21 protein-coding genes and 1 other RNA gene are annotated in these 25,365 nt (G+C 65.0%); 21 read left to right on the forward strand and 1 reads right to left on the reverse strand.

Annotated elements, in window-relative coordinates; genetic code table 11:
• Position 1: 1 nt before the first annotated feature.
• Entirely contained in the window at positions 2–457 is a 456-nt protein-coding gene (locus ACE2AA_RS06460) for a hypothetical protein (RefSeq protein ID WP_141260376.1), read from the forward strand.
• Here the strand turns inward: ACE2AA_RS06460 and ACE2AA_RS06465 are convergent.
• Entirely contained in the window at positions 375–1,412 is a 1,038-nt protein-coding gene (locus tag ACE2AA_RS06465; RefSeq protein ID WP_141260377.1) for an alpha/beta hydrolase, read from the reverse strand. The genes ACE2AA_RS06460 and ACE2AA_RS06465 overlap by 83 nt on opposite strands.
• Positions 1,413–1,515: 103 nt before the next feature.
• On the opposite strand from ACE2AA_RS06465, the gene rnpB reads away from it, so the two are divergent.
• From rnpB to recN, 20 genes are all read left to right on the forward strand, one after another.
• Positions 1,516–1,923, forward strand: an RNA gene (gene rnpB / locus ACE2AA_RS06470) — RNase P RNA component class A.
• A 333-nt stretch (positions 1,924–2,256) separates the two neighbouring features.
• On the forward strand, positions 2,257–2,730 hold the full coding sequence (mraZ, locus tag ACE2AA_RS06475) for a division/cell wall cluster transcriptional repressor MraZ (RefSeq protein ID WP_141260378.1): 474 nt from the start codon (positions 2,257–2,259) through the stop codon (positions 2,728–2,730).
• A complete protein-coding gene (rsmH, locus tag ACE2AA_RS06480; protein WP_395371780.1) occupies positions 2,727–3,728 on the forward strand; it encodes a 16S rRNA (cytosine(1402)-N(4))-methyltransferase RsmH in 1,002 nt (333 codons plus the stop codon). Before mraZ ends, rsmH begins: the two co-directional genes overlap by 4 nt.
• Positions 3,725–4,510 carry an ABC transporter permease gene (locus ACE2AA_RS06485; RefSeq protein WP_141260380.1) on the forward strand — a complete coding sequence of 262 codons (786 nt, stop codon included), beginning with the start codon at positions 3,725–3,727 and terminating at the stop codon, positions 4,508–4,510. Before rsmH ends, ACE2AA_RS06485 begins: the two co-directional genes overlap by 4 nt.
• Positions 4,511–4,553: 43 nt before the next feature.
• Positions 4,554–6,569: a peptidoglycan D,D-transpeptidase FtsI family protein gene (locus tag ACE2AA_RS06490; RefSeq protein WP_395371781.1), complete on the forward strand. Its 2,016-nt coding sequence runs from the start codon at positions 4,554–4,556 to the stop codon at positions 6,567–6,569.
• 5 nt (positions 6,570–6,574) lie between these two features.
• Positions 6,575–8,047, forward strand: a complete 1,473-nt coding sequence (locus ACE2AA_RS06495) for a UDP-N-acetylmuramoyl-L-alanyl-D-glutamate--2,6-diaminopimelate ligase (protein WP_395371782.1) — start codon at positions 6,575–6,577, stop codon at positions 8,045–8,047.
• Positions 8,044–9,438 carry a UDP-N-acetylmuramoyl-tripeptide--D-alanyl-D-alanine ligase gene (gene murF / locus ACE2AA_RS06500; RefSeq protein ID WP_395371783.1) on the forward strand — a complete coding sequence of 465 codons (1,395 nt, stop codon included), beginning with the start codon at positions 8,044–8,046 and terminating at the stop codon, positions 9,436–9,438. Before ACE2AA_RS06495 ends, murF begins: the two co-directional genes overlap by 4 nt.
• The gene (gene mraY, locus ACE2AA_RS06505; protein WP_141260384.1) at positions 9,438–10,529 is read left to right on the forward strand and encodes a phospho-N-acetylmuramoyl-pentapeptide-transferase; all 1,092 of its coding nucleotides are present in this window, start codon (positions 9,438–9,440) and stop codon (positions 10,527–10,529) included. The genes murF and mraY overlap by 1 nt, the downstream gene beginning before the upstream one ends.
• Positions 10,526–11,926, forward strand: a complete 1,401-nt coding sequence (murD, locus tag ACE2AA_RS06510) for a UDP-N-acetylmuramoyl-L-alanine--D-glutamate ligase (protein ID WP_395371785.1) — start codon at positions 10,526–10,528, stop codon at positions 11,924–11,926. The genes mraY and murD overlap by 4 nt, the downstream gene beginning before the upstream one ends.
• On the forward strand, positions 11,923–13,089 hold the full coding sequence (locus ACE2AA_RS06515; protein WP_141260386.1) for an FtsW/RodA/SpoVE family cell cycle protein: 1,167 nt from the start codon (positions 11,923–11,925) through the stop codon (positions 13,087–13,089). The genes murD and ACE2AA_RS06515 overlap by 4 nt, the downstream gene beginning before the upstream one ends.
• A complete protein-coding gene (locus ACE2AA_RS06520) occupies positions 13,086–14,201 on the forward strand; it encodes a UDP-N-acetylglucosamine--N-acetylmuramyl-(pentapeptide) pyrophosphoryl-undecaprenol N-acetylglucosamine transferase (protein WP_395371787.1) in 1,116 nt (371 codons plus the stop codon). The genes ACE2AA_RS06515 and ACE2AA_RS06520 overlap by 4 nt, the downstream gene beginning before the upstream one ends.
• A gap of 32 nt (positions 14,202–14,233) precedes the next feature.
• Positions 14,234–15,682 carry a UDP-N-acetylmuramate--L-alanine ligase gene (murC, locus tag ACE2AA_RS06525; RefSeq protein ID WP_141260388.1) on the forward strand — a complete coding sequence of 483 codons (1,449 nt, stop codon included), beginning with the start codon at positions 14,234–14,236 and terminating at the stop codon, positions 15,680–15,682.
• Entirely contained in the window at positions 15,679–16,650 is a 972-nt protein-coding gene (gene murB, locus ACE2AA_RS06530; protein ID WP_141300378.1) for a UDP-N-acetylmuramate dehydrogenase, read from the forward strand. Before murC ends, murB begins: the two co-directional genes overlap by 4 nt.
• A complete protein-coding gene (locus ACE2AA_RS06535) occupies positions 16,647–17,591 on the forward strand; it encodes a D-alanine--D-alanine ligase (RefSeq protein ID WP_395371789.1) in 945 nt (314 codons plus the stop codon). Before murB ends, ACE2AA_RS06535 begins: the two co-directional genes overlap by 4 nt.
• The gene (locus ACE2AA_RS06540; protein ID WP_395371791.1) at positions 17,588–18,520 is read left to right on the forward strand and encodes a cell division protein FtsQ/DivIB; all 933 of its coding nucleotides are present in this window, start codon (positions 17,588–17,590) and stop codon (positions 18,518–18,520) included. The genes ACE2AA_RS06535 and ACE2AA_RS06540 overlap by 4 nt, the downstream gene beginning before the upstream one ends.
• Positions 18,517–19,920, forward strand: coding sequence for a cell division protein FtsA (gene ftsA, locus ACE2AA_RS06545; RefSeq protein WP_227000840.1), 1,404 nt, complete (start codon positions 18,517–18,519; stop codon positions 19,918–19,920). Before ACE2AA_RS06540 ends, ftsA begins: the two co-directional genes overlap by 4 nt.
• Positions 19,921–19,997: 77 nt before the next feature.
• Positions 19,998–21,500 carry a cell division protein FtsZ gene (gene ftsZ / locus ACE2AA_RS06550; protein ID WP_395371793.1) on the forward strand — a complete coding sequence of 501 codons (1,503 nt, stop codon included), beginning with the start codon at positions 19,998–20,000 and terminating at the stop codon, positions 21,498–21,500.
• Positions 21,501–21,670: 170 nt separating this feature from the next.
• Complete coding sequence (gene lpxC / locus ACE2AA_RS06555; RefSeq protein WP_227000842.1) at positions 21,671–22,636, forward strand: UDP-3-O-acyl-N-acetylglucosamine deacetylase; 966 nt, start codon at positions 21,671–21,673, stop codon at positions 22,634–22,636.
• A gap of 82 nt (positions 22,637–22,718) precedes the next feature.
• Positions 22,719–23,603: an outer membrane protein assembly factor BamD gene (locus tag ACE2AA_RS06560; RefSeq protein ID WP_141260395.1), complete on the forward strand. Its 885-nt coding sequence runs from the start codon at positions 22,719–22,721 to the stop codon at positions 23,601–23,603.
• A gap of 39 nt (positions 23,604–23,642) precedes the next feature.
• A complete protein-coding gene (gene recN, locus ACE2AA_RS06565) occupies positions 23,643–25,364 on the forward strand; it encodes a DNA repair protein RecN (RefSeq protein ID WP_141300388.1) in 1,722 nt (573 codons plus the stop codon).
• The last annotated feature ends 1 nt before the right edge of the window (position 25,365 follow it).

The following is a 25,365-nucleotide window of genomic DNA, read 5'->3' on the forward strand; positions in this document are numbered from 1 at the left end:
CATGACCAAGGCCCCCACCCCCACACCGCCGCGCCTGACCCGCAGGCGCGCGCCCGTCACACTGAAACAGCGGATCGTACGCCGGGTGCTCATGATCGTGCCCATGGCGGCCCTTGTCTTTCTGGTCGGCCGCATGGGCTGGCTGGATCAGGCGGCGGACAAGCTGACATTTTCACGCACAAGCTGGTTCGACAACACCGCGCTGGTTGAACATTTCCGCACCGTTGTCACCCATAACGGCATGACATCCGATTCCAAGGACTGCCTGCTGTTCGTGCTCAACGGTAACGATCCGCCGGATGCAACCCGTATCGACGTCATGGAAAAACATTCCGGCAGATGCCCCGGTGACCGCAACACCCTGCCGCGCCTGTTTACGCTGCAGATCGATCGGGTTGGACAGACGGCACAGACGGACTGGCAGTCACCGGGGGTGTTTCACCCGCTGCCACGCTGACCGCGCGCCCGCCACGCAGGGCGCGCTTCAGCGCATGGGCGCCATAACGGATCGCCTCCCGCCCGGCGGGCAGGAAGGCGTAGAAATTCAGGAACCCATGCACCGTACCCCGCCATGTGCGGGTTTCGGCGGCACTTCCGGCCTTCTGCATGGCGGCGGCATAACCCGTCCCTTCATCATGCAGCGGATCGCATTGCGCCAGCCCGATCACCACAGGCGCAAGTCCCGCCAGTGACGATGCATGGATCGGTGCCAGGCGCGGGTCACGCAGGTCGGCGGGCGTACGGATATACTGTTCGGCATACCATTCCATAAGCCTGGTCGACAGCATGTAGCCGCTGGCATAGGTCTGGCGCGACGGCACGTCGCGTTCGCCATACAGCGACGGGTAATACAATAGCTGCATGGCCAGTTCCGGCCCGCCCCGGTCGCGCGCCATCTGCGCCAGCACGGCCGCCAGCGTGCCACCCGCGCTGTCACCCGCCACCGCGATTGGACCACCCCACCGGTGCGCCTCCCCCGCCAGCCACTGCAGCGCCGCCCAGCAGTCATCCACCGCGACGGGAAAATGGTTTTCAGGGGCAAGGCTGTAGGCAATGGACAGCACTGCCGCCCCCGACTGCCGCGCCAGCCTGCAGCAGATGCCGTGATGGGAATTCAGCCCGCAATGCACATACCCGCCCCCATGCATGAACAGCACCACACCATGCACCCGGCCATAAGGTACGTACAGCCGCGCAGACAGCATGCCACGGCTGCCCGGCACGCGGCATTCAATGACACGCCGCACCTGCAATGATGACAGCGCCATGGGAAAACATGGGCGGTCCAGCTTTGCGCGCAGGTCCTCCAGCGTGTGGGGTTCGTGGGCGCGGCGGGCGGCACGCAGCTTCATGCCCCCCAGCAGCAGGCGGGTCAGCAGACCGGGACGGGACACGGCGGCGGAATCTGACATGGGGCATCTCCGGCGGGAAACGGGAACTGAAAAAGGGGGCAGGCACCCCGTCCCCATCATTTATCGCTTGACGCAGGGTGCATGCACCGCCAGTTTCCGCATGCCAGACGGTCGGACGGTCGCTGTCATGTGGTCATACACATGATGGAGGAAAGTCCGGGCTCCACGGAAAAACGGTGCCGGCTAACGGCCGGCGGGGGCGACCCCAGGGACAGTGCCACAGAAAACAGACCGCCCCCACGGCATGCCCGTAGCAATACGGGCCGTGTTGGGGGCAAGGGTGAAACGGTGCGGTAAGAGCGCACCGCATGCATGGTAACATGGATGGCAGGGCAAACCCCACCGGGAGCAAGACCGAATAGGAACGGCGGATGGGCCGCAAGGCGCCATCAGGGGTTTCCGCCCCGTCGTTCGGGTTGGTCGCGCAAGGTGTGCCGCAAGGTTCATCGCAGAGGAATGACCGTCCCGCCCCATGGGCGGACAGAACCCGGCTTACAGACCGTCTGGCATTTTTTCCTGTTTTACGCGTGAATCCAGGGAACGGGCGCCCTCTACCCGGAGTTGTTTACAAGTATTAATACTTAAGAACAAACCATAAACATATCACATTGCTGCCATATTGCCCCCGATTTTTCCCCTTTACCTGTGGGTGCGGATGGTTGTGCTGGAATAACTGCAGTTTTCAGCCATCTTTCCTACATCTTTAATTGACCGCCCATAAAATCCCATGTTATCCCATGACCACACCGGACAAAGGGTGGCGGCCAGATTCCGGCGCCGTCGCCTGGCGGTCAGTCAGTCATCCGGTTCCTGAAATTCATGCCAAGGGAGGGCATCGCGCAGCGTGAGTGTATTCCTGGGCACACACCAGAACCGGCTGGATGCAAAGGGACGGGTTTCCATTCCGTCAGCATTCCGCGCCGCGCTGCGTGCCCGGGCCAAATCGGGCGAGCCACTGGCCATCCTGCGCCCGTCCCATCTGCATCCCTGCCTTGAGGCATGGCCCGCTGATGCTTTTGCCGCACTGACCCGCCCGCTGGATGAAATGGACATTTTTTCCGAAGACCACGACGACCTCGCCACCGCGCTCTATGCCGATGCCTATCCGTTCGAGGCCGACAAGGAAGGGCGTATCCTGCTGCCGGAATCGCTACGGGCCTATGCGGGTCTTGCGGACCAGGTCACTTTCATGGGGCTGGGCCGCACCTTCCAGATCTGGGATCCGCAGGCGGCGCTGGCCCGCCGCGACGCCGCGCGCGAACGCGCCCGCCGCCTGACCGCGGGCCGCGGCACCCCCGGCATGGGCACGCCGTCATGAACGCAGCCTTCCCCCCGCACGATCCCGGGCATGTGCCCGTCATGCTGGCCGAGGTGATGGAATACCTCACCCCGCATGATGGTGGCCGTTACGTGGATGGCACGTTTGGCGGCGGCGGCTATGCGCGCGCCATCCTCGCTTCCGGCAACTGCCAGCTATGGGGCATCGACCGCGACCCCGCCGCGATTGCGCGCGGGCAGGCCCTTGCCCCTGCCTTCCCCGACGGGCATGGCGCATCCCGGCTGCACCTGCTTCATGGCGGGTTTGCCGACATGGCCGGGCTGCTGGCGGATGAAGGCATCACGAAGGTCGATGGCATCGTGCTGGACCTTGGGGTTTCATCCTACCAGATCGATGAGGCCGAACGCGGCTTTTCCTTCCGCATGGACGGGCCGCTGGACATGCGCATGGCCGATACGGGACCGACGGCGGCCGACGTGGTCAACACGCTACCCGAAGATGAACTGGCGGACATCATCTATCATTATGGCGAGGAACGGCTGTCGCGCCGTGTCGCGCGTGCCATCGTGGCCGCCCGGGCCGAGGCCCCGCTGCGGCGCACCGCCCAGCTGGCGGATGTGGTACGTTCGGTCGTGCGCCCCGACCGGTCGGGCATCGACCCCGCCACCCGCACGTTCCAGGGCCTGCGCATTCACGTCAATGACGAACTGGGCCAGATCAGCCGTGTGCTGGAACAGGCCCCGCACCTGCTGGCGCCGGGCGGGCGGCTGGTTGTCGTATCGTTCCATTCGCTGGAAGACAGGCTGGTCAAGCAGGCGATGTCGCGGGCCGCGGGTCGCCTGCCCGCCCCCTCGCGCCATGACCCGCGCGCCATGACCGCACGTGCGCAGCCCACTGATTTCACGCTCCTGACCGGACGCCCCATCCGGCCGGGGGAAGAAGAAACCCGCCGTAATCCACGCGCACGCAGCGCAAGACTGCGGGCGATGGAATGCATTGCCCCCTCATCCATTCCAGCATCGGAAACTGCCGAATGAGTCGGTTTGTCACGTTATTCTTCGCCGTGGTGGCGGCGGTGTCCGGTCTGTTCCTGTATAACAAGAAGCAGCAGACAACCGCACTTGACCACCAGATCGCACAGATCGTGGAACAGACCGAACACGTACGTTCGCAGACGGCAATGCTGCGCGCCGAATGGGCCATGCTGAACCAGCCCGACCGGCTGGGCACGCTGGCCAGCCGGTACGACAAGGGACTGCAGCCCGTAACACCCACGCAGTTCGTGCAGATGTCGGCCCTTGCGTCCCACATGCCCGCACCCGGCAGCCCGCTGCACCATCCCGCCCCGGCCCCGCGCGCGACAATGGTTGCCACACTGGCGGCCGACCATGTCGTGATCCCGCCAGTGCGTGACGCGGCACCCGCCCCCCATGTGGCCCCGTCCATGCCAGCCGCCCCGGTGGTGCCGCATGCCGACCATGTGGCGACAGCGCCCCGCCATGCCGAACCCGCGGCACATGACGCCCTGGCCCGCGCCCTGGCGCAGAACGATGTCCACCCTGCCCCGCATGCCCCGCCCATGGAACGCGTGCATGTACCCGAACGTCCTGTGGCGGTGGCGGCAGCCGAACCCGCCCATGCGGCAGTCGCGCATGACACCGTCGTCCCCCCCACCCGCATGGGGGCCAGCTATCCCGCGCGCAACCAGAACATAGCCGAAGCCGCATGGCACCCGGCGGCGGCCGTGCATATGGGCGGCAGTTCCCTTGGCACGCCACATGTCAGCGCCCTGCCACCCCCGGTGCCTGTCAGCAACTGATCCCTGATCCATTTTTCACCCCGGCCCCCAGCCCGGAACGCGCATGAACAACCCGCCCCAAGACCAGCCAGCCAGAAGCGCGCAGGATACCATCCCCGTCGGTGGTAGCCTGCGCACGCTTATGGCGCAGGACCGGATGCATGCGCGGCTTGTGGTTGTGGCAGGGGTGTTCTGCGTCCTGTTTTCGGCCATCGGGCTGAAGCTGACCATGGCGACGATCATCCGCCCCATGCCGCCACAGCAGCAGCAGATCGCACCACAGGTGCCCCCCATTCCAAAAAGCGATCCCAAGGGCATGATCGCGGGGGATATCGCGCTGCCGCAGGTCCATCGCGCATCGATCATCGACCGCACGGGGCAGGTCCTGGCCATGTCGCTGCCGGTAGCCCAGGTCTATGCCAACCCGCAGGAAATGATCGATGCCACCGACGCGGCCCACAAGCTGAAGGCCGCCCTGCCCACCCTGAACGAGGAAGAAACGAAACGCCGCCTGTCGCTGAACAAGCAGTTCGTCTATCTGGCGCGCGACATTTCTCCGGCACAGGAACTGGCGATCAACAACCTTGGCATTCCCGGCATCTATTTCGAACCGGGTGAACGCCGCCGTTACCCCATGGGCCGTGTCGCAGCCCAGATACTGGGTGGCGTGGACATTGACGACCACGGGGTTGCGGGGGTCGAACGGTATTTTGACAAGCGTCTGGACAGTGACCGCGCGCCGCTGCGCCTGTCGGTGGACGTGCGCGTGCAGAACGTGGTGCATGACGAACTGCAGTCCGCCGTGGATACGTTTCAGGCCATCGGGGCCTGCGCCATCGTGATGGACGTGCATACCGGCGAGATCATAACCATGGTCAGCCTGCCGGATTACGACGCCAATGATTTTGGCCGGGCATCACCTGATTCCCGCTTCAACCGCGCCGTGACCGGCATGTACGAACCCGGATCGACCTTCAAGCTGCAGACCGTCGCCATGGCCCTGCAGGAAGGGGTCGCCCATATATGGGACAGTTTTTCCAGCACGCCCATCAAGATCGGCCGGTTCACCATATCGGACATGAAAGCGGACCATTTCGCCCCGTGGCTGTCCCTGCCCGAAGTCATGGCCTATTCCTCCAACCCGGCGGCGGCGCATATCGCGCTTGATGCGGGGGCGACACGCCAGCAGGACTGGCTGCGCAACATGGGCTTCTTCTCCCGCGTGCCGGTGGAACTGCCCGAAGCGGGACGGCCGATCGTGCCGTCGGTCCATAACTGGGGCGTCTCCACCACCATGACGGTGGCGTTCGGCCACGGCGTGGCCGAACCCCCGCTGTCCATAATCCGGGGGACTGCGGCAACGGCCAACGGGGGCTTCCTGCTCAAGCCCACCCTGCTGGCGGCGGACAGTGCACATGAAACGGATGCGCCGGATGCAACAGATACGACACCTGGCGTCCCTGCCGGTGCCGAACGCCTGATTTCGGCGGCCAATTCGGATATCCTGCGCAAGATCCTGCGCCTCGACGTGGCAAAGGGCACCGGACAGAAGGCGGAATCTCCCGGTTATTACGTGGGTGGCAAGACAGGGACGGCAGAAAAGATCGGCCCGCATGGCGGCTACCTGAAACACGTCAATGTCTCCGCCTTTACCGGTATTTTCCCCATGAACGCGCCGCGTTACGCGATCTATGTCATGCTGGACAGTCCCAAACCCACGGCCCAGACCCATGGCTGGACCACGGCGGGATGGAACGCGGCCCCCACGGCGTCGCACATGATTACGCGCATTGCTCCCATGCTGGGCCTGTTCCCCGATACGCAGCATGCAGCGGCGATCGAGGCATCGCTGGCCATTCCCATGAAGCCGGCCGTGCCGCGCGGCTACCGTGCGCTGGGACCGGGTTACGATCCGGGTACTGCGCACCTGCATGAACATGAACGCGAAACCACGGGCCATGCCGCCCACGCCCATACCGCCCGCAGCGCCACCAGCACGGCACAGGTTCCCGCCCGCAACCTGCATGCCCGCAATACTGTGGACGGACCAGCTGCCCCACACCCGCGCGACAGGGGATGATATCAATGTACCTGCCTGAAGTCCTGCGCCGCGCAGGCGTGGACATGCCCGTACCCGCCGGGGCGGGTGATCTGGCCATTACCGGCATTACGGCAGACAGCCGCGCCGTCCGCCCTGGCATGATCTTTGCCGCCCTGCATGGCACGCACATGGACGGACGGGCCTATATCCCGCAGGCCATGACGAACGGGGCCGTGGCCGTGCTGGTCGATGCGGTCCCCGCCTGTGACCTGTCCCCCGGTATCATGCCGATACGCGTGTCGGACGCGCGGCATGCGCTGGCAGTTATCGCACGCGTGCTGACGCCGCATGTCCCCGGTTTCATTGCAGCGGTGACCGGCACGAACGGCAAGACCAGCACGGTGGAGTTCCTGCGCCAGATCTGGACCCTGATGGGGTTGCCTGCGGGCACCATCGGCACGCTGGGCGCGGTCGCCCCCTGCCCGCTGCCCGATTGCGGGCCGGTGCTGACCACGCCCGACAGCGTGGGGCTTATGCGCATGCTGGGGGCCATGGCAGAAAATGGCGTTGGTCACGTGGCGATCGAGGCATCATCGCACGGGCTGGAACAGCGCAGGCTGGATGGGCTTGCCCCGTATGCGGCCGGTTTCAGCAACCTGACCCGCGACCATCTGGATTACCACGGCACGACCGAACATTACCGGGCGGCGAAACTGCGGCTGTTTGACACCGTCCTGCCCGAAGGGGGCATTGCCGCCATAAATGCGGACATGGATGCGGCGACCTGCGCCGCCATTGCCGATATCGCCCGCCGCCGCAACCTTGTCCTGCGCAGCACTGGCGAACAGGGCACGACCCTGCGCCTGCTGGACGTACGGCCTACGCCCACGGGGCAGGTGCTGCGCATCGCAACCCCCGCCATGGTGCATGACGTTACGGTGCCGCTGGCGGGGCGTTTCCAGGTCGATAACATGCTGCTGGCCGCCGCCATGGCGGACCGGGATGCGGCGGGACCGGACCGGGCCGTGCCCCTGCTGGCGCACCTGCATGGCGTGCGCGGGCGGATGGAACGGGTGGCAGTGCTGCCAGGCGGGGCCGCGGCCTATGTTGATTACGCCCATACGCCCGATGCGCTGGAACGCCTGCTGCATTCGCTACGTCCGCATACGGCGGGCAGGCTGGTAGTGGTGATGGGGGCTGGCGGCGACCGTGACCGGGGCAAGCGACCCGTCATGGGGGCGACCGCAACCCGCCTTGCCGACCGGGTGATCGTGACCGATGACAACCCGCGCACGGAACAGCCCGACACCATCCGCGCGGCAATCATGGCGGCTGCCCCCGGTGCGGTGGAAATCGGGGACCGGCGGCGCGCGATCGCAGCCGGTCTGGACATGCTGGGTAATGGTGACGTGCTGGTGGTGGCAGGCAAGGGCCATGAACAGGGGCAGGTCGTAGGCCACGATGTCCTTCCATTTGATGATGCCACGGTCATCCGTGGCCTGACGGGGAATGAATGACACTGTTATGGAACCGCGCGGACCTGCTGGCCGCGACGTCGGGGCGTTTTCCGTCACCATCACACGACGATATCGCGGCCACCGGCGTTTCGATCGACACCCGCACGCTGCGTCCGGGCGATGTGTTCATCGCGCTGCAGGGCGAAAACAGTAACGGGCATGACCATGTCGCCACAGCACTGGATACGGGGGCGGCGGCTGTCATTGCGCATGAGCCATGCGGGGTTGACGACCCGCGTATCCTGATGGTCGGCAATACGCTTGTGGCGATGCAGGACATGGCACGTTTTGCACGCGCGCGCTTTGCCGGGCGGATGGTGGCGGTGACCGGCAGCGTGGGCAAGACATCGGTCAAGGACATGCTGCGCCATGCGCTGGCGGCCTGCGGTCCCACGCATTACGCCGTGGCGTCATACAACAACCACTGGGGCGTGCCGCTGACTCTGGCGCGCCTGCCCGCCTGCGCGGCCTATTGCGTGTGCGAAATCGGGATGAATCACCCAGGCGAGATCCGGCCCCTGGCCGACATGGTGCGGCCCGATGTCGCGGTGGTGACCACGGTTGCGTCCTCACACCTGGGGCTTATGGGCAGCATCGACGCCATTGCGCGGGAAAAGGCGGAAATCCTGCTGGCGCTGCCCCAGGGTGGCACCGGCATCGTGCCCGCAGGCATTACCGGCGCAGAATATTTCCGGCGCAATGCCGCAGCCGTGGGAGCCACGCTGTGGTGGACGGGGGTCACGCCCGACTGCGCCGTGCAGGCAACCGATGTGACATCCGACGCACAGGGCAGCGGGTTCAACCTGTCCCTGCCCGGCTGGCAGGGACAGGCACGGGTCAACGCGCCGGGTCGGCACATGGCTGATAACGCCATGCTGGCGCTGGCTGCGGCCCACGCGCTGGGCGCGGACATGGGCCATACAGTAACCGGACTGGCCATCTTCCACCCCGGCGCGGGACGCGGGGCGATAGCCAGGGTGATGCATGACAAAGTCATGCTGCTGGATGAAAGCTATAACGCATCACCCGCATCCGTACGGGCGGCCCTGGACCTGCTGGGGCTGGTTGCCACGGGGCGGCGTGTCGCCATCCTTGGAGACATGCTTGAACTGGGCACGTTTGCACGGCATGAGCATACCTCCCTTCTCCCTGCCGTCCGCGCGAACGCGGATATTGTCTTCTGTTGCGGCCCGAATATGAAAACACTCTTTGACACCCTGCCTTCTTCCATACAGGGGGGGTGGACGTCCGATTCCAGCCAGCTTGCCCCACTGGTTCGCGCGGCCCTGCGCGCGGGCGACACCGTGATGGTCAAGGGCAGCCTTGGCAGCCGGATGCGCCATGTCGTTACCGCCCTGCAGGCGGATGGCGCGCGGGTGGGACCGGCCTGATGCTGTATGACCTGTTCCAGCAGCATGCGGGGGCGCATACCTCCATGCTCAACCTGTTCCGCTACATCACCTTCCGTTCCGGAGCCGCATGCCTGACCGCGCTGGTCATCAGCCTGTGCCTTGGCAACCCGCTGATCGCGCAGCTGCGCCGTATCCAGCGCGGGGGCCAGCCCATCCGCAAGCTTGGTCCCGAACGCCACCTGATCGAAAAGGTCGGCACCCCCACCATGGGCGGCGTGCTGATCCTGATCTCCCTGTTCGGGTCCACCCTGCTGTGGGCGGACCTGACCAACGGGTTTGTCTGGGCCGTGATGCTGGTGACACTGGCCTTCGGCGCGGTGGGCTTTGCCGATGATTACCTGAAGCTGTCACGCCGCAATACCGATGGGGTTTCCAAACGCATGCGGCTGGGGTGTGAGTTTGGCGCGTCCCTGATCGGTGGCATCTGGCTGGAACACATGATGCCGCCCGACCTTGCCAACCACCTGGCCTTCCCGTTCGTAAAAGACCTGCTGCTACCGCTAGGCTATGCCTTCCCGCTGTTTGCGATGATCACCATTACGGGTTTCGGCAACGCCGTGAACTTTACCGACGGACTGGATGGTCTGGCCATCGTGCCGGTCATTATCGCGGCCCTTGTGTTCGCGCTGATTTCCTACCTTGTAGGCAACCATGTCTTTGCCGATTACCTGCAGCTTCATGCCGTGCCGGGCACCGGGGAGCTGGGGGTATTCTGTTCAGCACTTGTGGGCGCGGGGCTGGGGTTCCTGTGGTTCAATGCGCCGCCTGCCGCCGTGTTCATGGGAGATACGGGGTCGCTGGCGCTGGGTGGCGCGCTGGGGGCCGTGGCTGTTGCGGTCAAGCATGAACTGGTGCTGTGCATCGTGGGCGGCCTGTTCGTGGTGGAAACGTTTTCCGTCATCATCCAGGTGTTCTGGTACAAGCGCACCGGGCGGCGCGTGTTTCTGATGGCGCCGCTGCACCACCATTTTGAAAAGAAAGGCTGGGCGGAATCCAAGATCGTCATCCGCTTCTGGATCGTGTCCATCGTGCTGGGGCTGTGTGGTCTGGCCACGCTGAAGTTACGATGAGCACGTCCTTCCCCCCGTCCCTTCTGGCGGCCCACCATTACGGTGTGGCCGGACTGGGTCGCAATGGCGCGGCGGCCGTCACCGCCCTGCTGGCGATGGGGGCCAGCGTGCAGGCGTGGGACGACCGTGCGGAAGCCCGTGCGGCCCTGGCGCCACATGAACGGCTGAAGATCGCGCCGTTTGACAACATGCTGGGGCTGGCGGGACTGGTCCTGTCGCCGGGCATTCCGCACAACCTGCCCACGCCCCATCCGCTGGCGCGCATGGCAGTGGATGCCTTCGTACCGATTTTGTCGGATGCGGAACTGCTGTACCGCGCCGTGCGTACGGCGGGCAGCCGCGCGCGGTTCGCGGGCATTACCGGCACCAACGGCAAATCAACCACCACGGTGCTGCTGGCCCATATGCTGGCCGGTTGCGGCATGCCGGTTGCCGTCGGTGGCAACCTTGGGCCTGCGGCGCTTTCCCTGCCGCTGCTGCCCGATGACGGGGTGTACGTTCTGGAAATGTCGTCCTACATGCTGGAACGGCTGGAACAGATGCATTTCAATGTCGCCTGCCTCCTCAACCTGACGCCAGACCATCTGGACCGGCATGGCGACATGGCGGGGTATGTCACCGCCAAGCTGCATGTATTCGACCACCAGCATGTGGGCGACCTTGCGGTACTGGGCGAAACCCTGCCCGATTACAGCATGATACGCCGACGTCTTGCCGTAACCCGTACCACCATTGCCTGCGTCAGTGGCGACGACATGCCGCAATGCGACCTGTACTGCACGTCCGACACGCTATGTGACCATGAAGGCGTCATTGCCGACCTGCGCGCGGCCCGTGACCTGCCGGGCACCCATAACTGCGAAAACGCGGCTGCCGCCACCGCCATGGCCCTGCATCTGGGCATGCCGAGATCTGCGGTGGAACCCGCCCTTGCGTCCTTTGTCGCACTAGATCACCGCCAGAAAACCGTGGGAAGCATCGACGGCATCCGCTTCATCAACGACAGCAAGGCCACCAACGCGGACGCGACCGCGCGCGCACTGGCCTGCCATGACCGGATGGTATGGATTGCGGGCGGCACGGCCAAGGCAGGCGGGATCGAGGAACTGGCCCCGCTGTTCGACCGCATCGCCATGGCGCTGCTGATCGGACGGGATGCGCCGGAACTGGCGGCAACGCTGGCCCGCCACGGTATTCCCCACCGTATTGTCGCAACCCTTGACCGCGCCGTGCCCGAGGCGCTGGAATATGCACGCGAAGTGGGCGTCGATGTCGTGATGCTGTCGCCCGCCTGCGCCAGTTTCGACCAGTTCAGCGGGTTCGAGGCACGTGGCGCGCATTTCGCGGATCTGGTGCATGCCCTTGCCACCAACAGGGATGGAACCGCCCCTGCATGAGCGGCATATCGCGCATAAACACGTCATGGGCGGCACGATGGTGGCGCAGCATAGACCGGGTCACGCTGATCTGCGTGGGGATCCTGATCGGGTTCGGCTATATCCTGATGCTGGCCGCCAGCCCCGCCGTGGCCGTGCGTATCGGCGCATCGCGCGACATGTTCATTTTCAAGCAGGTGTGCTTCCTGATCCTGGCGGCGGTGATCGTCGTTTCCACGTCCATGATGTCGCTGCGTTCGGTACGGCTGGCGGGATGGATCGGGTTCGTGCTGGCGCTGGCTGCGACATTCATGACGCTGGTGCACGGAATCGAGATCAAGGGGGCGCGACGGTGGATCGCGCTGCCGATGATGTCGGTGCAGCCGTCGGAATTCCTCAAGCCGTTCTTTGCCGTGGTCACGGCGTGGCTGCTGACCGAGCGCCAGAGGCGACGGTATTTCCCCGGCATGCTGGTGGCCATCGGACTGTTTGCGCTGGTGCTTCTATTACTGAAATCACAACCCGATATCGGGATGCTCAGCGTCATCACCACGGTTTTCCTGACCCAGCTTTTCATTGACGGGCTAAGCCTGTTTCTGGTTGGCGCGGGGGTCGCGGCCATGGTCGCGGCCTTTGTCGGCGCGTATATGGTGTTCCCGCACGTGCGGTCGCGCGTGGAACGCTTCCTGCACCCCGCCGTGGGCGACCATTACCAGATCGACACGGCCCTGCGGGCCTTTGGCAATGGCGGCCTGCTGGGCCGTGGCCCCGGTGAAGGCCGGGTAAAGGATCTGCTGCCCGATGCACATGCCGATTTCGTCTTCGCCGTGGCGGGGGAAGAATTCGGCATGCTGGTCTGCCTGTTCATCGTGGGCGTTTTCGCCACCATCGTCATCCGCACGCTGCTAAAGCTGCTGCATGAAAACGACCCGTTCATCACGGTGGCGACAGCGGGGCTGGTGACGGGCTTCGGGCTTCAGGCCTTTGTCAACATGGGGTCCACGCTGCACCTGATCCCGACCAAGGGCATGACGCTGCCCTTTATTTCCTATGGTGGTTCCTCCGCCATGTCGGTTGCGCTTACAATCGGCCTGGTGCTGGCGCTGACCCGCAACCGGCCGGGGGAAGGCCGTTACGGGCAGTTCGGGCCACCGTCTTCTTCATCGCTGAAAGCACCGTCATGACCCGTCACTGCATTGCTGTCGCGGCCGGAGGCACCGGCGGCCATTTTTTCCCAGCCGAGGCACTGGCCTGCGAACTGGTACGCCGGGGACATGACATTGTCCTCATGACCGACCGGCGCGCGGGCCTGCGTGAAAACGGTGTCTTTGCCGGACGGCAGCAGTTTGTCCTGCCTGGCGCCGGGATCGCGGGGCGCGGCATCATCCGGGCCGCACGCGCCGCCGCCGCGCTGGGACGCGGGACGGTGCAGGCGCGCGGCATCCTGTCACGCATCCGGCCTTCGGCCATCATCGGGTTTGGCGGATATCCGTCCGTGCCGCCGCTGCTGGGCGGCAGCCTGCTGCCGCAAAAGAAGCGGCCGCTTCTGTTCATCCATGAAGGCAATGCCGTGCTGGGCAAGGCCAACGGCTTCCTTGCCGCGCGCATGGATGCGATCGCGACATCGTTTCCCGTCGTGGCGGGCGTGCCCGATGGCGTGCCCACCACGCTGACCGGCATGCCGGTGCGTCCTGATATCGCGACCCTTGCGGGGGAAGGTTACGTGCCATCGAACGGGGTCATCAACCTGCTGGTATGGGGTGGATCTCTGGGCGCACGGGTGTTCAGCGACGTGGTGCCGCCCGCCCTTGCCGCCCTTGCCCCGGCATTGCGCGCACGCATTCAGGTGACACAGCAGGCCCGCGCGGAAGACGTGGACCGCGTGGCAGGCGCCTATCGCGCAGCCGGCATTCCCGCCACCATAGCCCCTTTTCTTGACAACGTGCCCGAGCGCCTGCGCGCGGCCCATCTGGTCATCGGGCGTGCGGGCGGATCATCAGTTGCGGAACTGACGGTTGCGGGCCGCCCGTCGCTGCTGGTGCCGCTGCCCATCGCGGCACGCGATGAGCAGGGCGCCAATGCACAGGCATTGTGTGACGCCCATGCCGCATGGATGCTCCGCCAGCCCGATTTCACTGCCCCTGCCCTGACACAGCGTCTGACGGAACTGCTGGCCGACCGTGACCTGCTGGCCCGCACGGCGCAGGCAGCCAGCACCCTTGGCCGCCCCGACGCCGCCGCCCGTCTGGCGGATATGATAGAAGCCCGCTTGCCCGACCTGCCCCGCACCGCTTAAGTCCGCCTGCGCGAATACGGAGACCTGATTACATGAGAGCCCTGCCCCTTTCCATTGGCACCATCCACTTCGTCGGCATTGGCGGAATTGGCATGTCCGGCATTGCCGAAGTGCTGCACATGCTTGGCTATGCGGTGCAGGGCTCCGACATTGCCGAAAGTGCGAATGTCGCGCGCCTGCGCGCCGCCGGCATTCCCGTGACCATCGGCCATGATGCCGCCAATCTGGGTGGTGCGCAGGTGGTTGTGACCTCCACCGCCGTCAAGCGTGACAACCCCGAGGTCGTGGCCGCGCGCGCGCGGTTGATCCCGGTTGTGCGGCGGGCGGAAATGCTGGCCGAACTCATGCGCCTGCGCTGGTCGGTGGCGGTGGGCGGAACGCATGGCAAGACCACCACCACCAGCCTTGTCGCCGCAGTCCTGGAAGCCGCCAGGCTGGACCCCACGGTCATCAATGGTGGCATTATCGAAGCCTACGGCACCAACACCCGCATGGGATCGGGCGACTGGATGGTGGTCGAGGCCGATGAAAGCGACGGGTCGTTCCTGCGTCTGCCCTCCGTCATTACGGTCGTGACCAACATGGATCCCGAGCATCTGGACCACTGGGGCACGGAAGAGGCCATGCAGGCGGCGTATGACCAGTTCGTCTCCAACATTCCGTTCTACGGCTTTGCCGTGCTGTGCATTGACCACCCCGCAGTCCAGCAGATGATCCCGCGCCTGTCGGACCACCGGATCATTACCTACGGTTTCTCGCCACAGGCGGACGTGCGCGCGGAAAAGGTGATTACCGACAAGCTGGGCGCCACGTTCGAGGTCGTGATCACCAACCGCAACCGCAACCGTTCGCGCCGGGCCGGTCCGTTCCGCCTGCCCATGCTGGGCCACCACAACGTGCAGAACGCGCTGGCGGCCATTGCGGTGGGCACCGAGATGGAAATAGACGACGCCACCATCCGCTCCGCCTTTGCCGCCTTCCGTGGGGTCAAACGCCGTTTCACCCGCACGGGTGAAACCGGCGGCATCACCATCATTGACGACTATGGCCACCACCCGGTGGAAATCGCCGCCGTGCTGAAGGCCGCGCGACAGGCGGGCGCGGGCAACGTGATCGCGGTCATGCAGCCGCACCGGTATTCGCGGCTGAAGACCCTGTTCAACGAATTCTGCACCTGCATGAACGACGCGGGTACCGTCATCATCGCCGATGTGTATGCCGCGGGCGAACAGCCGATCGAGGGCATGGACCGCGATGCGCTGGTCGAGGGGCTGCGCGAACGCGGACACCGTTCGGTCGTGCCGCTGCCAGGGCCGGAACACCTTGCGGAAATGATCAACGCCATTGCCCGTCCGGGTGATTTTGTTGTCTGTCTGGGTGCGGGCAGCATCACCAACTGGGCGCAGGCGCTACCGGCCCAGCTTGCTGACCTGCAGGGCATCGCCCACGCCCCGGCACAGAAGGCGGACGCCCATTCATGACCTCTGCCCCCGCCGCCACCCTGCCGCAATGGGCACAGGCCCTGGACACGGATGATTGCCGCCCGCGTGGTCGCCTGACACCGCAGGCCGCCCTTGGCCCGCGCACGTGGTTTCGCGTCGGCGGTCCTGCGGAACTGCTGTTCCAGCCCGCCAGCGCCGATGACCTGGCCCATGTCCTGCGCCACCTGCCGCTGGAGGTTCCCGTCATGCCGCTGGGCGCGTGTTCGAACGTAATCGTGCGCGATGGCGGGATCGACGGGCTGGTCATCCGCCTTGCACGCGGTTTTTCCACCATTGTGCGCGATGGGGACGGGCTGGTTGTGGGGGCCGCGTGCCTTGACATGACGGTTGCCGAACACGCGGCCGAAGCGGGGCTGTCGGGGCTGGAATTTCTTGCGGGCATTCCCGGCTCGATTGGTGGGGCCGTGGCCATGAATGCCGGGGCCTACGGGTCGGACATGTCGGCGGTGCTGGACTGGGTGGAAGTGGTGACGCGCGACGGCAGGCTGCTACGCCTGCCCGCCGCGTCGCTGGATTTCGGCTACCGCCATGCCACCCTGCCGCCACAGTCGGTCGTGGTCCGGGTGCGACTGAACGGCATGGTCGCTCCGCCCGCCATCATCCGTCAGCGAATTGATGAAATCCGTACGGCGCGCGAAGCCGCACAGCCGGTGCGCGCGCGGACGGGGGGATCGACCTTCCGCAATCCCGATCCCGACGAATCGCAGCGCAAGGCATGGGAACTGATTGATGCGGCGGGCTGTCGGGGGCTTACGGTCGGTGGTGCGCAGATCAGTGAAAAACACTGCAATTTCATGCTGAACACCGGCAACGCCACCGCGTCCGACCTGGAATTGCTTGGCGATACCGTACGCCAGCGCGTGCATGACCACACGGCGGTCACATTGCGCTGGGAAATCAAACGGATTGGCCGTCCGGCCATGCACATTACGGGAGAAAGCGCATGACGGCCCGCAGGGTTTCCGTCCTGATGGGCGGCATGTCCGCCGAACGCGAGGTCAGCCTGGCCAGTGCCCGCAGCGTGGCCGAGGCCCTGCGCGGACTTGGGCACGACGTCCGCTGCATTGACGCAGGCCCCGACCTGCTGGCCATCGTATCCGACCTGCAGGCCCACCGCCCGGACGTGGTGTTCAACGCCATGCACGGCAGATTTGGTGAGGACGGGTCGATCCAGGGCGTGCTGGACTGGATGGGCATCGCCTACACCCATTCCGGCGTGCGGGCATCCGCCACAGCCATGGACAAGGATGCGGCCCGGACCGTGTTCATGGCAGCTGGCCTGCCTGTCGCAGATGGACTGGTCATGACACCCGCGCAGCTGGAACCGGCGGACCCGATGCCCGCCCCCTATGTGATCAAGCCGTTGAACGAGGGATCATCCGTGGGGGTGGAAATCATCCTGCCCGGCAGCAATCGCCGCTCCACGGTGGCATCGGAATGGACGTTTGGTGACCAGATGCTGGTGGAAGAATACATCCCCGGCCGGGAACTGACGGTTGGCGTGCTGGAAGACCGCGCCCTGACGGTGACCGACATCACGCCGATGGGCAGTGGCCCCAGCTTTTATGACTATCAGGCCAAATACGCATCCGGCGGTTCGCGACACGAACTGCCTGCAAACATCCACCCCGCCGCCTTTGAACAGGCACGCGCACTTGCACTGGCCGCCCACCGCGCGCTGGGCTGCCGCGGGGCCAGCCGCACGGATTTCCGTTATGACGACAGCGCGGGGCCGGATGCGCCCGGTCGCCTTGTCATTCTGGAAACCAATACCCAGCCGGGCATGACGCCGACCTCCCTGCTGCCTGAACAGGCGCAGACTGCCTGCGGCATGGACTACGCCACGTTGTGCCAGTGGATGATCGACCACGCGACCTGCCGTACATGAGGCGACCGACCGACAGCAGCGACCGCCCTTCCAGGCTTTCGATATTCCTGCGCCGCCAGAAACGCCTGCTGCGTCCGGTACTGCTGGTGGTGATACTGCTGGTGGTCGGGGCGGGCTGTGTCACGGCATTGCGGCATTTCGGGTCGGACCCGCATTTCGCGCCGCTGCGCGGGCGGATCATCAACATGCTGCCCCTGCGCATTACCGAAATTGACGTAACCGGCTGCGTGCTGACCAGCGAGGCCGCGCTGCAGCAGGCGCTGGGCGTGCGCACGGGGGACTTCATACTGGGCTTTTCCGTGGCTGGCACGCGTGAACGCATCGACGCGCTGCCGTTTGTCGATCATTCCGTGGTCGAACGCCACCTGCCCGGCACCATCATCATCCACCTGTTTGAACGCCGCCCCTTTGCCGTATGGCAAAATCACGGACATTTCATGCTGATCGACCGGGACGGCAACCAGGTGCGTGACCAGGGCATGACCGGCAAGGATGCCGAGGCCTTCATGCAGTTGCCGCTGGTGGTCGGCCCCGACGCCAACACCGCAGCAGCCGCCCTGATTGATGAACTGTCCGCCCAGCCGGAGGTACGCAGCCATGTCGTGGCCGCATCCCGCGTGGGCCAGCGGCGGTGGAACCTGACCCTGCGCAACGGCACGACCATCCTGTTGCCCGAAGGGCAGGAAGTCGCGGCACTGAAGCGTCTTGCGCAATTGCAGGAAAACATAAAAATACTGGACAGGCCGGTAATCGCCATCGACATGCGCCTGCCTGACCGCCTGATCGTGCGTGAAAACCCCGTTGCCCCGAACGACAGTGACCGGGACCGGGACGACACACCGCCACAGGCTGCCCCCACCGGGGATCAGGCCCCTGTCGCACCATGGCTTTCTTCCCCCGATACCGGCCCAAGACGGAGGCGGGCATGAACTATCCAGTGCCGGGAGCGGTCAGAACGACCCTACCTGCAACAAAGACCACCACACCAGCCGCCCCGGTACCTGCCATCCGTGGCCCCGGGACACCGGCCCGCCTGCCCCGCCCGCGACCCGCGACATCGCTTGTCCCCGCGGGCGAGCGTATGCCCACGCGCAAGCTGCGCACGGGACCGTTCAGCGTGCTGGATATCGGATCCACCAAGATCGTATGCCTGATCGGGCGTGGCGAGCCTGACAATACCATCCGCATCCTTGGCCATGGGTGGCGACGCTCGCATGGCGTGCGGTCGGGCGGGATCGTGGACCTGCGCGAGGCGGAAAGTGCGATCCGCGCCGCCGTGGCGCAGGCGGAAGACATGGCGACGGAACGCCGGGATTCCATTTTCGTCAACCTGTCCTGCGGCCACCCCGAAAGCCGCCACATCAACGCGCGCTGGTCCGTAGGCGGGCGGGAAATCACGGATAACGACGTCAACCGGATCATAAGCGAGGGTCGGGTCCGCGCCGTGTCCGAAGGGCGGTCGGCCATCCATACCCTGCCGCTGGATTACGCGGTGGATGACACGCAGGAAGTGCTGGACCCGCGCGGGCACCTGTGTGACCTGCTGTCCGCGCGCCTGCATGTGATCGACGCCAACACGACCGCGCTGCGCAATCTGGAAGCCGTGCTGTCACGCGTGGAACTGAAGATCGAGGGGATGGTGTCGTCCCCCCTTGCCTCAGGGCTTGCGGTCATGAACGAGGACGAGCGCAACCTGGGCGCCACCGTGGTGGACATGGGCGGGGGCACTACCTCGATCGGAGTGTTTGGCGAAGGCCGGCTGCTGCATACCGCCACGATTCCCGTGGGCGGCCTGCACATCACGCGCGATATCGCCCATGGGCTTTCGACCTCCATCGACAATGCCGAGCGGCTGAAAACCATGCACGGATCGGCCGAACTGCTGGCCGGCGATGATCACGATCCCATTCTTGTGCAGCTGATTGGTGACAACGACCATCATTATGTCAGAATTCCACGCGCAAGGATTGTCTCGATCATACACCCGCGCGTGGAGGAAACCCTGGAGATGGTACGTGACAGGCTGGAAATGGCCGCTGTCGGCCCCGCGTCCGACGGGCGTGTGATCCTGACCGGCGGGGGGTCGCTGCTGGAGGGAATCGGGCCGATGGCAGCCCGGATCCTGAACCGTCAGGTGCGCCTGGGCCGCCCGCGCCGCATTGTCGGCCTGCCCGAAAACGCGGCGACGTGGCCGATGTTCTCCACATCCGCAGGGCTTCTGGCCTGGGCGGCGGGGGCCGCGGACGAAATGGGTGAGCCTGACACGCGTGATACGCGTCCCGGCAGCCTTGTCAGACGTTTCGTGGATTTCATACGTGACAGGGTATGATCTTGCATGAAAACCCTTTATTGTACTTTTGCCGTTAGTATGCCAGCACGCCTACCCCAATCCATCGGGAGCCAAGCATGACCCTCAACCTGACCATCCCGCAACAGAATCATTCCGATTTCACGCCCCGCATCACAGTAATCGGGGTTGGCGGCGGTGGTACGAATGCGGTGGACAACATGATCCATTCGCAGTTGCAGGGCGTGGAATTCGTTGTCGCCAACACCGATGCCCAGCAGCTGTCCCACAGCAGCGCCGACCGCCGCATCCAGCTCGGGCCCCACCTGACGCAGGGACTTGGCGCGGGTGCGAAGCCCGAAATCGGCCGCGCGGCTGCGGAAGAAGCGTGCGATGAACTGTCCCGCCATCTTGATGGCGCGCACATGGTGTTCATCACCGCGGGCATGGGCGGCGGCACCGGCACGGGGGCTGCCCCCGTCATTGCCCGCATGGCACGCGAACGCGGCATCCTGACCGTGGGCGTCGTCACCAAGCCGTTCACGTTCGAAGGCCACCGCCGCGCGAAATCAGCGGAAGCGGGCATTGCCGAACTGCAGCAGTTTGTCGATACGCTGATCATCATCCCCAACCAGAACCTGTTCCGTCTGGCCAATGAGCGCACAAGCTGGAAAGACGCGTTCAAGATGGCGGACAATGTCCTGTACATGGGCGTGCGTGGTGTCACCGACCTTATGATGGCGCCAGGGCTGGTCAACCTCGACTTCGCCGATATCCGCACCATCATGGCGGAAATGGGCAAAGCAATGATGGGCACGGGCGAGGCCGAGGGCGAAAACCGCGCCATCGCCGCAGCCGAGGACGCCATTTCCAACCCGCTGCTGGAAGACACCTCCATGTCCGGCGCGCAGGGCCTGCTCATTAACATCACGGGTGGCGAGGACCTGACCCTGTTCGAAGTGGATCAGGCCGCAAACCGCATCCGCGAAGAAGTGGCGGAAGACGCCAACATCATCTTCGGCTCCGCCATCGATACATCACTGAACGGACGCATTCGCGTCTCCGTCGTGGCGACGGGTATCGACAACCCGCCCGGTGGCCATCCCGCCGCACGTCCGGCAGCCCCGCAGGCCGAATCCACCCCGGCACAGCCCGCCCCCGCCGAAGCATCACAGCAGGGCGCACCGGTTGCCGGCGCACCACAGCAGGGGACGCCAGCCGCACCGCAGCAGCCTGCCGCCCCCATGGGCCAGCCTGCGGCGACAGCCCCCCAGCCGCCGCGTCCTGCCGCACCGCAGGCGCCATCTCCCAACGCCGTGCCGCCGCATATCGCGCAGGCACAGCGCGCGGGATCGCCGCGTTCGCCGCTGTTTACCGAAAGCGCCAAGCCGCCCGCACCGGAGCCCCAGTCCGCGCCCCGCAGCCTGTTCGGTATCGTGACAGGTGCGCTGCGCCGTCATTCCACCCCGCCGCAGCCCGACCCCGCGCCCCGTACGGAACCCGCCATGCAGCCGCCGCAGACCCAGCAGCCTCAGCCGCAGGCCCAGCCCACGGGCGGCAACCCGACGCCGGATGACGGCGGGCTGGACATCCCCGCCTTCCTGCGCCGCCGTTCGCCCTGATTGCAGTCAGATGCATGGCCCGTTTCCCCTGTGGGCAGGCCATGCCTTACCCTTTCTGACAGGTAACAATAGGCAATAATCCTTGACTGTCATGGGGAGAGACAAGGCAGTAACATGATAGCATGCCAGTTACTGTGAGTTCTCCCACACTTCCGTCAAGGATACAGGCAATGAACGGCATGCTGCCGCAAGCATCCGGCCCCATCGGGTCTGCGTCCCGACATGAAGGACAGATGCAGCACACCATACGCCAGCCGATCAGCAGCATCGGCACCGGCCTGCATACCGGCAGGCGCATCAACCTGCAGCTGTCTCCCGCCCCGGAAAACACCGGGATTGTCTTTCGCCGCAATGACGTCGCCCTGCCGCCCCTTGCAGCACGGTATGACACGGTGGTGGATACGCGGCTGAGCACGGTACTGGGCTGCGATGCCGGGGACGGGCATGCCGAACGCATCGCCACCATCGAACACCTTATGGCCGCGCTGGCCGGATGTGGCGTCGATAACATCTTCATTGATGTAAATGGTCCGGAAATCCCGGTTTTCGATGGTTCTGCGGCGGAATTCGTGTTCCTGCTGGAATGTGCCGGCATCACGGCGCAGTCAGCCCCACGCCTGCATATCCACATGGACCGGACCGTGCGGGTGGAAGATGGCGATGCCTTTGCCGAACTGTCACCCGCAACACAGCCCGGCCTGACAATCGATATCTCCATTGATTTCCCGGCCGCCGCCATCGGCCAGCAGCGGTATGTGACACTGGTGGAACCGGGGGCGTTCCGCCAGCATCTCAGCACCGCGCGGACGTTCGTGCTGCAGCCCGAAATCGATTACCTGCATTCCGTGGGGCTGGCCCGTGGCGGATCGCTGGACAACGCCGTTGTCGTCAACGGTGACAGCGTGGTGAACCCGTCCGGACTGCGCCACCCGGATGAATTCGTGCGCCACAAGGTGCTGGATGCGATTGGCGACCTGTATCTGGCCGGTGGCATGATCAGCGGCCATTTCCGGGGACATAAATCAGGGCATACGCTGAACAACCGCCTGTTACGCAAGGTCTTTGCCGAACAGGCGAACTGGCGTCGCGCCCCGCTGGAGGCGTCCCTTTCCACCCCGCAGCCCAGAGCTGCCTGATGTGGGGATGCGAAATCCGCACGTGGAGACTTCACCCGCCCCCGGCACATGATATAAAGCTTCCATAACTGGAAGAGCCGGTATGTCCGTACGCACATCACACCATATTCCGCAACCCCTGCCCACCACGCGCCAGATGGCGCGCAGGCTGATGCTTCTGCCGCTTGCGGGCCTGCTGGCGGCATGTGGGCAGAGCGCCAGCAGCATCAGCGAACGTGCGCCGCGCGTCGGGTCAGCAGAGACGTTGTACAACAACGGCGTGGACGCCCTGCGTTCGGACCGGTACCTGCTGTCGGTCAACCAGTTCGACACATTGCAGCGCAACTATCCCTATTCCCAGTACACCGCCAATGCGCAGCTGATGGAAGGGTATGCGAACTACCTGCTGAACAAATATCCCGAAGCAGTGCAGCAGCTTGACCGCTTTCTGGAACTGCATCCCACCAGTACTGACGCAGCCTATGCCTTCTACCTGCGCGCCCTGTGTTATTACGAACAGGTAGCCGATGTGCAGCGTGACCAGCAGGGCACGATCGAGGCCATGGACGCCCTGGAAGAAGTCATCACCCGCTTTCCCCAAAGCCCGTATGCCCGTGATGCGCAGTTGAAGATCGATCTGTGCCGCGACCATCTGGCGGGCAAGGAAATGCTGGTGGGCCGGTGGTACCAGCAGCAGAACGACTATCTGGCCGCTGCCGGGCGCTACCAGCGCGTGGTGCAGGATTTCCAGACCACCAATCATGTGCCCGAGGCACTGGAACGGCTGGTGGAAGTGTATCTGGACATGGGCCTGCTGGAACAGGCGCGCAAGACCGGAACGGTACTGGCCTACAACTACCCCAGCAGCAAATGGTACACGGATGCGTACGATCACCTGCGCGCGCATCACCTGATAAAGGGCGTGGAAAGCAAGGACCACAAACAGGGACGAAACGTCTTTTCGCGGGCATGGCATTCGGTTTTCTGATTTCCGCCAACGATCATCTGTGCTGAACGGGAATCCTGCATGCTGACACAGCTCTCGATACGGGATGTGGTCCTGATCGAAAAACTGGATCTGGCCTTTCCCCCTGGCCTGACGGTGCTGACGGGGGAAACCGGGGCTGGCAAGTCCATCCTGCTGGACAGCCTGGGGCTGGCGCTGGGGGAACGGGCCAGCGCGTCGCTGGTACGGGCCGGATGTGAACAGGCCAGTGTCAGCGCGAGCTTCGAAATCGCGCCGGACCATCCCCTGCACCAGTTGTTCAGTGAACAGGGCATCGTACTGGATGACGTGCGCGAACCCGTGCTGCTGCGCCGGGTCGTGACAACGGACGGGCGGTCGCGCGCCTATATCAATGACCAGCCCGTGGCTGTCAGCCTGCTGCGCCGGGCCGCGACCCTGCTGGTGGAAATACAGGGCCAGCATGAACAGATGGGGCTGGCGGACCAGTCAACGCATCTGGACCTGCTGGATGTGTTTGGCGTACCCGGCGCGCTGCGCACCCGGACCGCTGGCGCCTATCGCAAATGGATCGAAGCCACGGCCGAACTGGCCGCAGCCCGCGCAGAAATGGAAAATGCCGCGCGCGAGGAAGACTGGCTGCGACAGGCGGTGGAAGACCTGTCCACACTCGCCCCGCAGGAAGATGAGGAAACGCAGCTGGCCGGCCTGCGCCAGGCCTTGCAGCAGGGCGAACGCCGGGCGGAAGCAATTGCGGCGGCCCTGGCCGACCTTGCCCCGCGCGACCGACGCTCCCCCGGTCCGGCATCGGCGCTGCGCAATGCCAGCCGCGCATTGCAGCGTCTGCTGCCCGCCCCCACAGACCTGAACCCCGAAGCCGTCGGCGCCGCCGAGCAGGAAGCCGCACAGGAAGCGCTGAACGCGCTGGAACGCGCGGAAGAAGCGCTGGCGGAAGCAGAAAGCATGCTCTCGCGCCTTGCATCCGACGCGCAGGCCGACCCGCGCCTTCTGGAACAGACGGAAGAACGCCTGTTCGCGCTGCGTGCCGAAGCCCGCAAGCACGGCGTGTCGGTCCCCGAACTGCCGGGTCTGCTCACAGCCTTTACCGAGCGGCTGGCCGCACTTGATTCGGGCAATGCCCGGATCGAGGGACTGGAAGCAACCGTGGCCGAAAACCGTGCAAAGTTTGAAGAAGTCGCCCTTGACCTGACCGCCGCGCGTGAAAAGGCGGCACGCAGGCTGGAACAGGCGGTGATGGCGGAACTGAAACCGCTGAAACTGGAACGCGCGCGCTTTATTGTCTCCCTTATCCCGCTGGAAGCGGAGGCATGGAACGCACGCGGCAAGGAACAGGCGTCATTCCTGATCGCCGCCAACCCCGGCCAGCCGCCGGGGCCGCTGGCCAAGGTCGCGTCGGGGGGGGAACTCTCCCGCCTCATGCTGGCGCTGAAGGTCGTGCTGGCCGGTCGGTCGGCCATTCCCACGCTGGTGTTTGACGAAGTGGATTCCGGCGTAGGCGGGGCCACGGCTTCGGCCATCGGGGAACGGCTTTATACCGTAGGCCGCAGCGTGCAGGTGCTGGTTGTCACCCACAGTCCGCAGGTGGCGGCCAGGGGGGATGCGCACCTGCGCATAAGCAAGAGCGTGAACAGAGGCCGCACCGAAACCCACGCCGCCCCGCTGGATACACAGGCACGGCGGGAGGAAATCGCCCGCATGCTGTCTGGTGACACCATTACGCCTGCTGCCCGCGCCGCAGCCGACAGCCTGCTGAAAGGGGTCTGAC

This window comes from Komagataeibacter diospyri, from assembly GCF_043995075.1.
Lineage (GTDB): Bacteria > Pseudomonadota > Alphaproteobacteria > Acetobacterales > Acetobacteraceae > Komagataeibacter > Komagataeibacter diospyri.

Bases quoted from the DNA above. Each gene is read 5' to 3' on its own strand.
- murB (WP_141300378.1), top strand. From the start codon at position 15,679: ATGACCTCTGCCCCCGCCGCCACCCTGCCGCAATGGGCACAGGCCCTG.
- ACE2AA_RS06465 (WP_141260377.1), bottom strand. From the start codon at position 1,412: ATGTCAGATTCCGCCGCCGTGTCCCGTCCCGGTCTGCTGACCCGCCTG.
- ACE2AA_RS06485 (WP_141260380.1), top strand. From the start codon at position 3,725: ATGAGTCGGTTTGTCACGTTATTCTTCGCCGTGGTGGCGGCGGTGTCC.
- ACE2AA_RS06490 (WP_395371781.1), top strand. From the start codon at position 4,554: ATGAACAACCCGCCCCAAGACCAGCCAGCCAGAAGCGCGCAGGATACC.
- ftsZ (WP_395371793.1), top strand. From the start codon at position 19,998: ATGACCCTCAACCTGACCATCCCGCAACAGAATCATTCCGATTTCACG.
- murD (WP_395371785.1), top strand. From the start codon at position 10,526: ATGAGCACGTCCTTCCCCCCGTCCCTTCTGGCGGCCCACCATTACGGT.
- ACE2AA_RS06520 (WP_395371787.1), top strand. From the start codon at position 13,086: ATGACCCGTCACTGCATTGCTGTCGCGGCCGGAGGCACCGGCGGCCAT.
- ACE2AA_RS06460 (WP_141260376.1), top strand. From the start codon at position 2: ATGACCAAGGCCCCCACCCCCACACCGCCGCGCCTGACCCGCAGGCGC.
- ACE2AA_RS06515 (WP_141260386.1), top strand. From the start codon at position 11,923: ATGAGCGGCATATCGCGCATAAACACGTCATGGGCGGCACGATGGTGG.
- ACE2AA_RS06535 (WP_395371789.1), top strand. From the start codon at position 16,647: ATGACGGCCCGCAGGGTTTCCGTCCTGATGGGCGGCATGTCCGCCGAA.
- mraY (WP_141260384.1), top strand. From the start codon at position 9,438: ATGCTGTATGACCTGTTCCAGCAGCATGCGGGGGCGCATACCTCCATG.
- ACE2AA_RS06540 (WP_395371791.1), top strand. From the start codon at position 17,588: ATGAGGCGACCGACCGACAGCAGCGACCGCCCTTCCAGGCTTTCGATA.
- ACE2AA_RS06560 (WP_141260395.1), top strand. From the start codon at position 22,719: ATGTCCGTACGCACATCACACCATATTCCGCAACCCCTGCCCACCACG.
- murF (WP_395371783.1), top strand. From the start codon at position 8,044: ATGACACTGTTATGGAACCGCGCGGACCTGCTGGCCGCGACGTCGGGG.
- rsmH (WP_395371780.1), top strand. From the start codon at position 2,727: ATGAACGCAGCCTTCCCCCCGCACGATCCCGGGCATGTGCCCGTCATG.
- recN (WP_141300388.1), top strand. From the start codon at position 23,643: ATGCTGACACAGCTCTCGATACGGGATGTGGTCCTGATCGAAAAACTG.
- ftsA (WP_227000840.1), top strand. From the start codon at position 18,517: ATGAACTATCCAGTGCCGGGAGCGGTCAGAACGACCCTACCTGCAACA.
- murC (WP_141260388.1), top strand. From the start codon at position 14,234: ATGAGAGCCCTGCCCCTTTCCATTGGCACCATCCACTTCGTCGGCATT.
- lpxC (WP_227000842.1), top strand. From the start codon at position 21,671: ATGAACGGCATGCTGCCGCAAGCATCCGGCCCCATCGGGTCTGCGTCC.
- ACE2AA_RS06495 (WP_395371782.1), top strand. From the start codon at position 6,575: ATGTACCTGCCTGAAGTCCTGCGCCGCGCAGGCGTGGACATGCCCGTA.